16 protein-coding genes and 1 pseudogene are annotated in these 12981 nt (G+C 58.0%); 8 read left to right on the top strand and 9 right to left on the bottom strand.

Annotated elements, in window-relative coordinates:
* Positions 1 to 69 precede the first annotated feature (69 nt).
* Positions 70 to 483: a hypothetical protein gene (locus SynPROS71_RS11380; RefSeq protein ID WP_186595185.1), complete on the bottom strand. Its 414-nt coding sequence runs from the start codon at positions 481 to 483 to the stop codon at positions 70 to 72.
* Positions 484 to 537: 54 nt separating this feature from the next.
* Here SynPROS71_RS11380 and SynPROS71_RS11375 point away from each other — a divergent pair, with 54 nt between their 5' ends.
* Together SynPROS71_RS11375 and SynPROS71_RS11370 are read left to right on the top strand one after the other, a co-directional pair.
* The gene (locus SynPROS71_RS11375; protein WP_255442519.1) at positions 538 to 978 is read left to right on the top strand and encodes a hypothetical protein; all 441 of its coding nucleotides are present in this window, start codon (positions 538 to 540) and stop codon (positions 976 to 978) included.
* Entirely contained in the window at positions 975 to 1373 is a 399-nt protein-coding gene (locus tag SynPROS71_RS11370; RefSeq protein WP_186595183.1) for a phage holin family protein, read from the top strand. Before SynPROS71_RS11375 ends, SynPROS71_RS11370 begins: the two co-directional genes overlap by 4 nt.
* Before the next feature lie 3 nt (positions 1374 to 1376).
* Here SynPROS71_RS11370 and SynPROS71_RS11365 read toward each other — a convergent pair whose 3' ends face one another.
* Both SynPROS71_RS11365 and SynPROS71_RS11355 read right to left on the bottom strand, forming a co-directional pair.
* Entirely contained in the window at positions 1377 to 2549 is a 1173-nt protein-coding gene (locus tag SynPROS71_RS11365; RefSeq protein ID WP_186595182.1) for a class I SAM-dependent RNA methyltransferase, read from the bottom strand.
* Positions 2550 to 2885: 336 nt separating this feature from the next.
* Entirely contained in the window at positions 2886 to 3119 is a 234-nt protein-coding gene (locus tag SynPROS71_RS11355) for a hypothetical protein (protein ID WP_186595181.1), read from the bottom strand.
* A 230-nt stretch (positions 3120 to 3349) separates the two neighbouring features.
* On the opposite strand from SynPROS71_RS11355, the gene SynPROS71_RS11350 reads away from it, so the two are divergent.
* Positions 3350 to 4315 (top strand): carbamoyl-phosphate synthase L chain, encoded by a 966-nt coding sequence (locus tag SynPROS71_RS11350; RefSeq protein WP_186595180.1) that lies wholly within the window; start codon positions 3350 to 3352, stop codon positions 4313 to 4315.
* Positions 4316 to 4530: 215 nt separating this feature from the next.
* Here the strand turns inward: SynPROS71_RS11350 and SynPROS71_RS11345 are convergent, their stop codons facing one another.
* On the bottom strand, positions 4531 to 4848 hold the full coding sequence (locus SynPROS71_RS11345) for a hypothetical protein (protein WP_186595179.1): 318 nt from the start codon (positions 4846 to 4848) through the stop codon (positions 4531 to 4533).
* 558 nt (positions 4849 to 5406) lie between these two features.
* Here SynPROS71_RS11345 and SynPROS71_RS11340 point away from each other — a divergent pair.
* Positions 5407 to 5826: a cupin domain-containing protein gene (locus SynPROS71_RS11340; RefSeq protein WP_186595178.1), complete on the top strand. Its 420-nt coding sequence runs from the start codon at positions 5407 to 5409 to the stop codon at positions 5824 to 5826.
* Positions 5827 to 5846: 20 nt separating this feature from the next.
* Here the strand turns inward: SynPROS71_RS11340 and SynPROS71_RS11335 are convergent, their stop codons facing one another.
* Positions 5847 to 6695, bottom strand: a complete 849-nt coding sequence (locus SynPROS71_RS11335) for an SDR family NAD(P)-dependent oxidoreductase (protein WP_186595177.1) — start codon at positions 6693 to 6695, stop codon at positions 5847 to 5849.
* Positions 6692 to 6940: a hypothetical protein gene (locus SynPROS71_RS11330; protein ID WP_186595175.1), complete on the bottom strand. Its 249-nt coding sequence runs from the start codon at positions 6938 to 6940 to the stop codon at positions 6692 to 6694. Before SynPROS71_RS11330 ends, SynPROS71_RS11335 begins: the two co-directional genes overlap by 4 nt.
* A gap of 153 nt (positions 6941 to 7093) precedes the next feature.
* On the opposite strand from SynPROS71_RS11330, the gene SynPROS71_RS11325 reads away from it, so the two are divergent.
* Positions 7094 to 7366 (top strand): DUF3764 family protein, encoded by a 273-nt coding sequence (locus tag SynPROS71_RS11325; RefSeq protein ID WP_186595173.1) that lies wholly within the window; start codon positions 7094 to 7096, stop codon positions 7364 to 7366.
* 32 nt (positions 7367 to 7398) lie between these two features.
* On the opposite strand, the gene SynPROS71_RS11320 is transcribed toward SynPROS71_RS11325, so the two are convergent.
* Positions 7399 to 7596: a hypothetical protein gene (locus SynPROS71_RS11320; RefSeq protein WP_186595171.1), complete on the bottom strand. Its 198-nt coding sequence runs from the start codon at positions 7594 to 7596 to the stop codon at positions 7399 to 7401.
* A gap of 194 nt (positions 7597 to 7790) precedes the next feature.
* On the opposite strand from SynPROS71_RS11320, the pseudogene arsH reads away from it, so the two are divergent.
* Positions 7791 to 8497 (top strand): annotated as a pseudogene (gene arsH / locus SynPROS71_RS11315) (arsenical resistance protein ArsH).
* A gap of 10 nt (positions 8498 to 8507) precedes the next feature.
* On the opposite strand, the gene SynPROS71_RS11310 reads toward arsH, so the two are convergent.
* On the bottom strand, positions 8508 to 10148 hold the full coding sequence (locus tag SynPROS71_RS11310; protein ID WP_186595169.1) for a SulP family inorganic anion transporter: 1641 nt from the start codon (positions 10146 to 10148) through the stop codon (positions 8508 to 8510).
* A 4-nt stretch (positions 10149 to 10152) separates the two neighbouring features.
* Positions 10153 to 10521, bottom strand: coding sequence for a hypothetical protein (locus tag SynPROS71_RS11305; RefSeq protein WP_186595167.1), 369 nt, complete (start codon positions 10519 to 10521; stop codon positions 10153 to 10155).
* 116 nt (positions 10522 to 10637) lie between these two features.
* Between SynPROS71_RS11305 and SynPROS71_RS11300 the strand changes: the two genes are divergently transcribed.
* Positions 10638 to 11609, top strand: coding sequence for a DnaJ C-terminal domain-containing protein (locus SynPROS71_RS11300; protein ID WP_186595165.1), 972 nt, complete (start codon positions 10638 to 10640; stop codon positions 11607 to 11609).
* Positions 11610 to 11660: 51 nt separating this feature from the next.
* On the top strand, positions 11661 to 12662 hold the full coding sequence (gene hemB / locus SynPROS71_RS11295; RefSeq protein WP_186595163.1) for a porphobilinogen synthase: 1002 nt from the start codon (positions 11661 to 11663) through the stop codon (positions 12660 to 12662).
* The last annotated feature ends 319 nt before the right edge of the window (positions 12663 to 12981 follow it).

The following is a 12981-nucleotide window of genomic DNA, read 5'->3' as shown; positions in this document are numbered from 1 at the left end:
CTTGATTGATATGAACCAACAGGGGCCACGGCTGTCAGCGCTCTGAAATTAGCGAAGCCCCTGAAAAGCTCAAGCGTTGCGTTCAGTTTGTTGATCTCGAGGCTGGCTGAGGCAGCACAGACCCTCGATCATGGAAAGACAGACGGGATCCGGCATCCCGATCGCCGCCATCCCTTCAAGGTCCAGGCTGAACGGCGCATCCACCGTGGCTGGAAGAGTGCCGCGGTACTGCCCCCCCACGACCCGTCGCGCCCAACCCCGTCCTCCGGACACCGCTGCGGCCTCTCGATCGAGCCACACCAGCCGGTGGGGGGGGAGCGGCGTGGCGCTCTGGCCAGGGCCGTTCAGGAGCGGAATCGCTTCAAGCCGCCAGCTGCGGCAACTGTCACCGTCTTCCAATAGAAGGTCGAGATGGCAACCCCGGGGATCATCAGGAGCCCCGAAATGCTCAAGCAGCACGTATCGGTGTGGATCGACGGGCATGGGTTTCATCCGCAGGACACCACCCCTACCCTGCAGGTGGCCACCAGGATCGCCATGGATTCAGCTCCATCCCCTGCCGAGTCGACTGCAGAACCCCAGGATCTGGCGCATCGATTCCGAGATCGCTTTGAAACGCTCCTGCCTGAGATTCAGCGGCGCTGGCCGGAAGTGACGCATCAGGCGCTGGAAGCGACCCGCGGAAGCCTTGATGATGTGGTGCACCTGATTGCCACACACACGGACCGCGCTTCGATGACGGTGCGCCATCAGCTTGAGGAGCTGATGCATCAGGCCGGAGACCGAACTCGCCATCTGGCTGACAGCCTTGAGCCCCTCGAAGAGCAGCTTGAGCAGTTGCTGGATGATCTCAACCGCACCCTGCGGCCGAAAATCGAGAAGCCCCTGCGTGAGCGGCCTCTCCTCTCTGTGGCTGTTGCCGCCGGAGTTGGGGTGTTGGTGGGTGCTTTGCTCAGCGGTGGCCGGCGGTCCTCATGAGCGAATTGCCTCGTTCACAAGAGCCCCGTCCGCGCGGGCTTGGTGCAGCCGCCAGGGTGACGGCCTTGGCAGGCTCCGTGATGGATCTGCACGTGCGCATTGCACTCCAAGAAGTGGATCGTGAAAAACGCCGCTTGATTAGTGGTGGCGTGTTTCTGGCCATGGGCGGCACCTTGATGCTCCTGGCCTTGGTGGCCGGAGAAGCCGCCCTGTTGGTTTGGGTGCTCGAGGCATGGGAGTGGTCCCTGCTTCAGGCGTTGCTCGGTTTGGCTGTGCTCAACCTGGTGGTGGCGGGCATCAGCCTGCGCGTGGGCGGGATGCTGGCCAAGGGCCCTTACCTGCCCCAGACCCTTGAGGGACTGTCGCGCACGACCCGCGCTGTTCTAGGCCGTTGAACTTCAGCGCACGTCGTAGTGCAACCAGCGGCAGTCGATGCCGCCATTGCTGATCGGAATCCTGCGGGTGGCCTTCATGCGCAGAGCTCCAGTGAGCTGGGGGTTGCCACTGAGCACCCACAGCGCCCACCCCGATCCGTGTTCTTTGGCGTAGCGGCCCAAATCGGAATAGAGACTCTCCAGATCGCTTTCCGCGCCGATGCGTTCGCCGTAGGGCGGATTGCACACCAGCGTTCCAGGTTCCTGAGGCAGGGCGAAGTGGTGGAACGATCCTGTCTTGATCTCAACGACGTGCTCCAGGCCTGCGGCCTGGACGTTGGCTCGGGCTTGATCGGCGATGCTTGGATCGGCTTCAAACCCCTGAATCAGGGGAAGGTTCCGCTCCCGGCATGCCCGTGCTTTAGCGCGTTGTCTCTCGGCTTCCCATTGATCCAGATTGAAATCAGCCCAGCTTTCAAGAGCGAAGACACGATCGAGTCCTGGTGGAAGCTGCAGAGCCATCGCTGCTGCTTCGATCAGCAGGGTGCCGGAACCGCAGAGAGGATCCACCAATGGGCTGCTGCCGTCCCAGCCTGAAAGCTGGATCAGACCTGCGGCCAGATTTTCCTTCAAGGGCGCCGCGCCCATGGCCGCGCGGTAACCGCGCCGGTGCAGGCTGCCGCCGGAGCCATCGAGGCTGAGTGTGGCTTCGCCGCGGTGCAGATGCAGGTGCAGGTTCAGATCGGGTTCTTCCAGGTCGATGGACGAGCGTTCTCCCCAAAGGTCCCGCTGCCGATCGATCACCGCATTTTTCACCTGAAGGGCCGTGAAATGGCTGTGATTCAGGCCCGGGGCAGTGCCGGTGACATCCACCCGGAAGCTCATGGAGGGATGCAACCAGCGTTCCCAGTCGAGGGCCTGCTGGATGCCGTCGTAAAGATCATCACGCCCATTGCAGCGGAAATGGCTCATCTCGCGCAGCAGGCGAAACGGCAAGCGCGCCTGTAGATGCAGCCTGTAGAGGCAGGCCATCTCGGCTTCAAAAGACGCCGCACGGCGCAAGGGCTTCACCTCTTTGGCGCCAAGGGCACTGAGTTCGGCAGCACCGATGGCCTCCAGGCCCTGGGGCAGCACGGCGATGCAGGGCAGCCGTCTGTGTGGATGGCGGTGTTCCCTCCCCACGCTGCTGTGCTCCACGTCACCACTGCTGTCAGAATGGCAGTGTCCGGATCTTCCGGACTAGGTGATCCACACCAGTGTTTCGGACAGCGGTTCGATTCCGCTCAGCTCCATTTCTCCCTTTCCGGGGCTGCAATGGTTTCGACGGGGCATGAGGAGGGTGACTGAAGCCTGCTCGGTGAGAGCAAACCCGTAACTGCGAACAACATCGTTCGTTTCTCCCGTCAAGCAGCCCCTGTTGCTGCCTGACCCTTAGGGGAGATGGGGTGAAGTCAGCCTTATCACCCAAATGACTCATGGGGGCTGGAAGGCCCCCTTAATTATTCCAGTGCAGCGGATCTCAAGGGTCCACTTTTATGTTGCTTGGCCGTCCGTGGGCATCCCCGTGGGCATCCCGACCTGTTGCTCGTGTTGTGGGCATCCCAGCTCCAGCTCCGCTTCGGTGATCACCAGAACCGGCCCGAGCTGCTGAATCGTCAGCTGCATGTGATGCCCCAGCAATCGATAGGCCGCGGCAACTGCCTCTGGATCACGGCTCTCCATGCAGCCCATCCAGTCGGTCTCCATCTGATCCAGTTCCGACAGCACCCCAGCCGCCCTCCATCAGCTGCTCCAGCGGGGAATGCTTTCAGCAGTTGCGCCAGACCAATGACCCTCGACACGCAGATGACCATCGCGTTGCTGCAGGAGCTGCTCCTATCCCTTCGTGCCGAAGATGTTGATGGTTGCGGAAGATGACCGCCTAAAGGACTGGCAGATGGGCGCAGCGGTGGCTTGACTGCATGGGAAGGATAAAACTTTGTCTCCGCCTCCGCTTGATGCTCCGCCGCCTCACCATTGGTCTTCTGGCTTTTGCTGTTGCAATGGCGCCTCTGCCTCTCAATGCCCAAGAGGGCAGTGCAGGCGACCTTGGCGTCATGAGCATCAGCCTCAAAGACGTCATCAAGCCACGCGTTGGCATCCAAGGGCAGACCCAAGCTGCTGGCACCCCCAACCAGGCAGGGATTGGTGGCTTCCTTCCCCTCGTCGTTCGAGACAACAGCGTCTTCTTTGCTGACGTGCTCGCCAACGCCAACTTCGCTGATTTCAACAACTACAGCAGCATCATCAACACCACCGTTGCTGGCACCACCATCTCCACCTCATCCCGTCTGGGCTATCGCTGGCTCAATGGCGACCGCAGTTGGATGTATGGACTGAATGCGGGCTATGACACCCGACCAATGAGCACGGGTGATGCCGACACAGGTGTCCCACTATTTGGTACTGAGAAAACTGTTTTCTTCCAGCAGGCTGCTGTGAATGCAGAAGCGGTGAGCGATAAGTGGGCATTCAATGCTTATGCGCTCATCCCAACGGGTGATACCGAGCAGAAGGTCAACTGGTTCTACAACGCTGGAGCACTGGATACCTTTGGCTTGGATGCTGGTTACAACATCACGCCAGCCCTAAAAGCATCTATTGGTTACTACTACCAAAACGGCGATGCAGGGGAAGCAGATGGATCTGGCGTCTTGGGTCGTTTGGCATATGCCATCAACAATGACCTATCCATTGGTGCCAATCTCTCCTACGACGAAGCCTTTGAAACTCGCTTCTCCGCTGACATCAAGTGGCGTTTTAATACAGCAGGAATTTCGCAAAGCGAGAAGCAGAAGAAAGCGTGGGAGAAGCCAACGATTAAGGCATTAACTGAGAGCGTAAAGAGAAGGGATGTGCGTGTTGCTGACCCCCCTGCCGCTAGGCTGATCGATTTTCACGAAATCCCAATGATCCTATTATAGATCATTTATTTCTTCAATAGACCAATAAGAGCCATCATTCAGCCTCCAATACCTGGCACAATTTTCTTCAATTAAGTAACAGTAGTGCGTCAGCAATGGCGGGGTATGTGTTGCCTGCTGTCAACTCACCTTTCACCCAGCAGGTCGCTCCAGGTCACTGATCCATATCCCCCCTCTCGCAGCTGGCGTCAACGTTGGCAACTTGATGTCCGCTTTTAGCGGTTTTCTGTAAAGCTGATCGAATTGCCGTTTTTGTGCTTTAAAAGGATTCCATTGTTGTTATGAGTGCTACTTGTCCAAATGCCGCCATTCTTGTCAGTGAACTCGCCATTGCCCTGATGCGCATAGGTTTCTGTGACACCGTCACCCCAGCGCATCGTTAATGTGAATGGATTCTGAGAGACCGAACAAGGCATCGTTAGTGAGTTGAACGAACAGGTGCCTTTGTATTCGGCTGCTTGGGCGGTGGATGCCAAGGTGGTGGGAATGAGTGTAATAACGGCTAAGAGAAACTTTTTCAAAGTGAAGTGCATGATTCATTGTTCAGAATGCTATCAATTTGGTTGTCACGACCCATGGCAGCGCTGTATTCCGCTGGCATCGAGCGGTTCACCGGAAATCCACCAGAACTGCACCCCAACTGCACCAAGGCTGTGGAGCAGCGTTCACCAGAAGGGCTGTGATCTTGAAGGAGTCGAGGGGGTTCGCTCCCAACTGATTTCACTCAATCATCATGACGAAGATTCTGCTCGCTGCATTGATTCTGTTGATGCCTGCCTCACCGGTTCAGGCTTACAAGGTCCGCTCCGCCCCTTTGCCCGCTCGTCGCTATCAACCAGTTCCATCGGAGCGTTACACACCGGTGCCGACGCGTCGATACCGGCCTGCGCAACCTTCTAGAGCAACCCAAGCGAAGCCCTATCGTTCGCGTCTGGATGCTCCACGCTTTCGCTTCAGATAAAGAACCATTCCCCGCCTCACTGGCGGATCTCGGTTCAAAGGGTTGATCACTGCATGGCCACAGGATTGCCCCGTGCTCCTGCATCGGCCTGGGCACGTCCTTATGCTTTGAACCAATTCCTGCAGAAGCTATGGGTCTCACTGTTATTCGTAACTCCAACGACATTCTTCGGGGCAAAACGCTTACGACGACCAATGTCCTCCAGGGATCTTTGCATCGCCAGGGTGATTACGAACTGGTTGTGTTTGAAATTCCAGCCCATACGTCTCAAAAACCTCATTACCACCGCCATGGGATTATCGACATCTTTATAGTTCAGGACGGTGAAGGCTTGCTTCATCTCAGCAAGATTCGTGATGGAGTTCCTGATCCGGCATCGTGTGAAGTCCATCCACTGAAGGCTGGGGACACCTATGCGCTAAGCGTGGGGACGCTTCATGCAATTGAGACGAAAGATCAACGCATTGTCGTGATGAATATTGCTCAGCCGACCCACAGCGCTTATGTGAATGCCAGTGATGATTCGGCGATTGATATTGTTTTCCCTTGACTTGAATGGTTGGCAGTTCGTCAAGGTGTGATTGCTTGCATGAAGGAATCAATCAAGAAATCTGGCAGTGCTCTGCTAGCTATGGCGCCAATTTTTGCCTCGCTGGTCACAAAATATCGTCTCTTTGGGTGGTTGCTGGTTATTGCGTGGAGAACCTTGCGGGCGACGATTTCAGGTGATTGCATCCTTTGCCCCGCGTGATGGTTTGATGCGGTTTGTTTTTCAAGTGTTTGTTTGTATTCGGAATGAAAATGGCCTTTTGTTGAGAGCTTGCTTTGAAGATTCTTCATGGCATTGCTGCGCAGGTTGGAGCGAATGGCCCCAGGCTCGATCAGGCTTAGGGCAACGCCGCTGCCTCGCAGTTCCATGCGTTGGGCATTCGCCAGTGCTTCGAGGGCATATTTGGATGCGCAGTAGCCACCAACCATTGGTGCTGTGAGCACTCCAAAAATTGAGCTGATGTGCACAATCCTCCCCCATCCCTGATGGCGGAATGTCGGAATAATCGTGTTCGTTAGTTCCTGCAGGCCAAAAACATTGACCTCAAATTGTTTACTGAGGTCCTCGCGTGAGAGGTCTTCCACTGCGCCTGGGATCACGATGCCGGCGTTGTTCACCAGGGCGCCAATGCCGCTTGGACACCTCTTGGCGAGGGATGAGACGCAGTCTTTGATGGAGCTTGGATCCAAAACATCAAGCTGGAGAGCCTGGAAGCCGTGGCTGCGCAGATGAGCAAGATCGTGTTCCGATCTTGCGGTTGGATAGACATTCCAACCTTGATGTCGCAGGTGGAATGCGATGGCTCGGCCAATGCCTGATGAACATCCTGTGACCAATGCTGTTTTGCCCTGCACCGAGGCGGCTTTCATCGTCCTCTGCTTGGAAGGCTCACCTTGTGCAGGGTGTCATTGAGAGGCCTCCATTGCACGAGGTGGTTCGGATCGATCTGATGCGTGTCTAGGCAATTCCAGATGTCTGTTCCTGAAAGGGTCGCCTTGGCCCAGTGGTCGCCTTCGCTTTTCATTTGTTTGCTGTTGTCATCTTTCCAGTCGATCCACTCGATTGTTGGATAGTGGTCAACAAACTGATTGAGAATCACGACCGAAAACTCCATGGCTTCTTTGAGAAATTGCTAGCCCAATCGTAAGGGATCATGAGTCTTGATTGGCTTGTAACGCTTCTAAGGGCTGATCCGCACGCTTGGCGTTGTGGCCAATATGGATCAATCGCTGAATCGGTGCTTCAATCAATCATCCTCAACAGTTCAATGGAAACCACGGTCTGGACGTTCAACCTCAGTGTTCCCTTCGCTGAATGGGCTGCGATTTACGACAGCGACGACGTTGCCAAGATGCACGCCGCTGTGGGTTTGAAATCACTGTTTCGTGGTGTCAGCAAAGACGACCCCAGCCAAGTCTGCGCGGTTCAGCAGGGGCCTGTTGGAGTCGCGCACAAGATCTTTGAAGACAACAAGGAGATGATCCGTGGCGCAGGCCACGTGATCGAAAGCACGGTGATCAGTTCCTACCTCGATGCCTGATCATCCCCCAATCGCCATTGGCGTTGATTCTTTTATTGAGGGATGTAATCCAGAGGGTCGTCAAAGGTTCCCTCACCGCAGGGCGTTTGCGAACGCCCTCCCGGTAGATACTGTTGCTGAATCATTCCGTCCTGGTACTCCTGGCACAGTTCTGCAGGGGTCTGGCTGTCGACCCAGCCTTGGTAATCGCTTGCGATAAATAGCTGGGCGATCAAAAGAGAATTGATCATGGGTGAATGCACCTTTGTGTGGTTTAGATCGGAAGCCCGAGGTCGGCCTCAGGCTGTTGCGATGGTTCTTGTTCTCTAACTGCTGCGGCTTCTGAGCTCGAGTGCGGTTCCACGCCCATGGGGTTCGGGCACCCTCATGGCGATACAAGCCAAGACCGGTAAGGCTGAATTCATCAAGTTTGGTTGATGAATCAATGGTTTCCTACCCACCCGTTCCTTCCTTCGAGCAGTTCCAGCCCGTTCAAGCGATCACTCACCGGCCAAGAATCCTTGCCCTGTATGGCTCGTTGCGTGTCAACTCCTGCTCGCGCTGCCTCACCCTGGAGGCCCAGCGCATCCTTGAGGCCATGGGGGCTGAGGTCAGGGTGTTTGATCCCCATGATCTTCCCCCTTTTGACTCTGAGTTGTCGGATCATCCGAAGGTGAAGGAGCTCAGGGACTTGGTGGCTTGGTCGGAGGGGCAGTTCTGGTGTTCACCAGAACTGCACGGAAATCTCAGTGGTGTTTTCAAAAATCAGATCGACTGGATCCCGCTTCAGAGTGGCGCCTCCAGACCCACGCAAGGGAAAACTCTTGCTCTCGCGCAGGTATCGGGCGGGTCTCAGTCGTTTAATACCGTGAATAGTCTTCGAATTCTTGGTCGCTGGATGCGCATGATCTGCATCCCGAATCAGAGCAGTGTTCCTCGCTCCACAGCTGAATTCAACGACGACTGCACGATGAAGCACTGCACTCCTCGTATCGCGAGCGTTTAATTGATGTGTGCGAGGAATTGATTCGTTTCACCGTTCTGATCCGTTCCAATCAGCGCTTGCTGGCGGATCGTTTCAGTGAGCGTGAGGAGACGGCGCAGATGCTTGAGCAGCGCATGGGCATCGCTGCCATCACCGAAGGCCAATGAGGCGGATGCTTCAACTGTTGAGGCGCTGATCGGCTTCACGTAAAGCCTCGAGGCGCGTATCAACGAGAGATGGAATGCCGAAGAGCTCAAGCCGGTGTTTCACCTTGCCGGCTGCACCGGCTACGAGCACCTGTCGATCGTGTTGCGCCGCCTCCTGCACCATGCGCTCGATCGCCAGGCTGGCCGTGACCCCGAGATGGGGGACATCCGTGATGTCCAGCAGAAGGATTCGGTATTGCCGTACCAACATCATTCGCTCACTGATGCCTTTGGCTGCACCAAAACTCAGAGGCCCTTGCAGTCTGAACAGCATCAGATCATCGCCGCAGCGTTTTAGCAGGGTTTGCTCTTCAGCGTTCAGCGGTTCCTGGTGCTGGTTCATGGTGCCGAGCTGATGGGCGGTGAGGGACTCGATCGTGAGCAGGTTGGCCACGAACATTCCCACCAGCACGGCGCCGATCAGGTCCCAAAACACTGTCATCAGCAGAACACCCCACATCACCAAAGCTGTCTTGAAGGAGAGGCGGTGGGCGCGGCGCAGGAACCCCCAGTCGATGATGTCGACGCCCACCTTGATCAGGATTCCCGCCAACAGGGCCGTGGGGATCCCTTCGGCCAGAGGTCCGGCGCCCAGAAGCAGCACCAGCAACACGATCGAGTGGGTCATCCCCGAGAGGGGGGTGCGTCCTCCGGATTGGATGTTGATCACCGTGCGCATCGTGGCCCCTGCACCTGGCAGCCCGCCGAAGAGTCCGGCCACGCTGTTGGCGATGCCCTGGCCGACCAGTTCGCGATCGGATCGATGCCGTGTGTGGCTGATGTTGTCGGCAACCAAGGAGGTGAGCAACGAATCGATCGCTCCAAGAAGGGCCATCACCAATCCAGCCCGAAGCAGAACCGGCAGATGCTCCTGCCAATTCGGCAAGGTGAAGGTCAGTCCCCCCTCCGGGATGGTGCCGATGCGCGGCAGCTGCTCCGGAAACAGCCACAGCGAGAGCGGCGTGATCAGCACAAGAGCTAGCAGAGGCGACGGGATCACCTGGCTGAGCCGTCGCGGACAGCCGAACACCACCAGCAGGGTGGCGGCACCCACCAACAGCGCCGCCGGCTGGGGGCTGAACTCTGTGAGCACCATCTGCAGCGATTGCAACACGCCGCCGCGGCTGGCGATTCCCAGCAAGGGGCCGACTTGCAGGCAGAGGATGATCACCCCGATGCCGGTCATGAAACCGGAGACCACCGAATAAGGCACAAGCGTGATGTAGCGACCGAGCCTCATCGCTCCCATCAGGATCTGAAAGAGTCCTCCGATCACCACGGCGGCCATCACCAGCGGCAGCAGCTCCCCGCTGCTGAGTTCACGGCTGACGCCAACGGCCGCAAGGCTGCCCACAACACCGGCCACGGTGACGCTCATCGGGCCCGTCGGCCCGCTGACCTGGGCCGGCGTTCCCCCGAGCAGAGCCGCGAAAAACCCCGTCACGATGGCTCCATAGAGCCCATAGATCGCTCCTCCCGGACCAAGGGCGGCATTGCCAAAAGCCAACGCCAGGGGCAGTGCCACCACCGCCGCGGTCAGCCCACCAGAGAGATCGCCACGCCAATGGTTCCAGCTGAAGCCGTGAATCAAAGCGTGCCGGCGTTTGTTCATCACCTCAGGGTGTTGTGCTCATCCCTGACCACACCTGAAGTTCCTCCAGCGATTGCACCCCCTCGCGGCGTTCACCTGACGGCAAGATCCAGGTTGGATAGGCGCGAATTTTTGCTGTTTTGCAGGCAGCGGCCTGAATGGGCAGCTCCTTGGGTTTGGCGCATTCCACGTACGGAAGCTTGATAACCGCATCGCCGAACAGGCGACCTTGCGCCTGACAGGCGGGGCACCGCCAGGATCCGTAGTACAGAACCTTGGTTTCGCTGAGATGGTCAGCCAGAGCCGCTGGGTCGGGGGCCGAGTGCACCATCTCCGCACCGAGAAGACCGAGCCCCGCACTGGAGAGCGTGCCGAGAAGAAAAAGTCGGATCATTTTGAAAATGTACGTGCGCTCGGGCGTACGGGCATCCGGCCTGCTGCCAAGGTCCCGAACTCAGGATGGAACTGGGAGACTCAATAGCAGTGGAGTCCTTGGGCTGAACGATCACCATGGCAGGCAGTGGGTACCGCGATTACTTCAAGGTGCTCGGTGTGGATCGTGGAGCCGATGCTGATGCCATCAAGAGGGCGTTCCGCAAGCTGGCGCGCCAATATCACCCGGATGTGAATCCTGGAAATAAAGACGCTGAGGCCAAGTTCAAGGAAGTCAGTGAGGCTTACGAGGTTCTGTCGGATCCTGAGAAGCGAAAGCGCTACGAACAGTTCGGGCAGTACTGGAACCAGGCCGGAGGCGGTGCTGGCGGTATGGATGTGGATTTCGGTCGGTACGGCAATTTCGATGATTTCATCAACGACCTTCTTGGGCGTTTCGGGGGCCCGGGGGCTGGTGGGTTCGGTGGCGCGCCAGGCGGTTTCGCTGGTGGTGGTTTTCCCGGTGGCTTTGCCGGCGGCGGCTTTCCCCGAGGGGCGTCCCGCCCTCCGGTGAATCTCGATGCAGAGGCCACGGTGAAAGTGAGCTTTGCTGAGGCGTTCCGCGGGGGTGAACGCACACTTTCGGTGAACGACGAACGGGTGCAGGTGCGGATCCCAGCGGGTGTGAAGAATGGCTCTCGCCTGCGACTCAAAGGGAAGGGCAACCTCCAACCCGGCACCGGACGTCGCGGCGATCTTTACTTGAACCTGGAGGTTCAGCCCCATCCCGTGTGGCGCTTCGAGGGAGATCAGCTGCGGGCTGATCTCCCAGTGGCTCTCGATGAGTTAGCGCTTGGAGGCACCGTCACTGTGATGACACCGGACGGTGAAGCCGAAGTGTCGATCCCGGCGGGCACCAGCCCGGGCCGCAGTCTGCGCCTCAAGGGCAAGGGCTGGCCGCTGAAAACCGGTCGTGGAGACCTTCTGCTCACGCTCACCCTGCAGTGGCCGCCTCAATGGTCGGAGACGCAGCGTTCCCTGCTTGAGCGGTTGCGTGAGGAGCGCGGCGATGACCCCCGCCGCGACTGGCTTCAAACCGCTCGGCTCTGAAGAACTTTTCAGGCTTGCGGCCTACGATCGCAGCCTCGATTTGGCCTGCTGATGGACCTCACCTACCGCCCACGTCGCCTGCGCCGCACCGCTTCACTGCGGGCCATGGTGCGTGAAACCAGTCTTTCAGCTGCCGATTTCATCTATCCGCTGTTTGTGCATGAAGGCGCAGCTGTGGAGCCGATCGGGGCGATGCCCGGGGCCAAGCGCTGGAGCCTGGAGCAGCTCACCGGTGAGGTGCGGCGTGCCTGGGATCTCGGAATCCGCTGTGTGGTGTTGTTCCCGAAAGTGTCAGAGGGACTCAAAACCGAAGATGGTGCGGAATGCTTCAACGAGAACGGGTTAATCCCGCGGGCTATTCGACAGCTCAAGCAGGAGCTCCCCGAGATGGCGATCATGACGGACGTGGCCCTCGACCCCTACTCCTGCGATGGCCATGACGGCATCGTCAGCGACCAGGGTGTGGTTCTGAACGATGAAACGATTGAGTTGCTCTGCAAGCAGGCCGTTGCCCAGGCCAGAGCCGGTGCTGATCTGATTGGACCCAGCGACATGATGGACGGTCGGGTCGGGGCGATCCGTGAAGCCCTCGATGACGAAGGGTTCGAGCATGTGGGGATCATTAGCTACACAGCCAAATACTCCTCGGCGTATTACGGGCCCTTCCGCGAAGCTCTTGATTCCGCTCCAAGGGCCGCCGGGAGCAAGCCGATTCCTGGCAACAAGGACACTTACCAGATGGATCCTGCCAATGCTCGGGAGGCCATCACCGAGGCCCAGCTCGATGAACAAGAAGGGGCCGACATCATGATGGTGAAACCCGGTCTCGCCTATCTCGACATCATTCACCGCTTGCGGGAAGAGTCGGAGTTGCCCATTGCGGCTTACAACGTCAGTGGTGAGTACTCCATGGTGAAAGCGGCCGCCGAGCGTGGCTGGATCAATGAGAAAGCCGTGGTGTTGGAGACCCTGCTCAGCTTCAAGCGCGCCGGTGCGGATCTGATCCTCACCTATCACGCTTGTGATGCCGCTGAGTGGTTGAAGCAGGGCTAACAGAAACGAGCTAATCAAGAGTCAGTGCTCGTCGCTTTATGGCTTCAGGTCGTCCGATGCGTTTCTGGAGCCCTCTCCCTTTCGTTTGTGCAGCCGTGGCTTTCATTCTCGCTGGGCATCTGCTCACCAGCGGTGATCGTCAGGATCGTTCAGAGGGATTGGTGCTGTTTGGGAGTGGATTGATCTGCTTCTCGATTGGATGTGTCTGCCGTACGTCATGGGGCATTTCCTTTGCCCAGGCACCTCGCCCTGGGAGGTCGACCTCTAGCCAGAACGACCCCAACCTGCTCTCGCCGGACGTCGAGCACCATTCAGAATG

It is taken from the genome of Synechococcus sp. PROS-7-1, from assembly GCF_014279795.1.
Classification (GTDB): Bacteria; Cyanobacteriota; Cyanobacteriia; order PCC-6307; family Cyanobiaceae; genus Synechococcus_C.
Note: the sequence above shows the minus strand (reverse complement) of the source record. Positions and strands in the feature narration are given on the sequence as shown.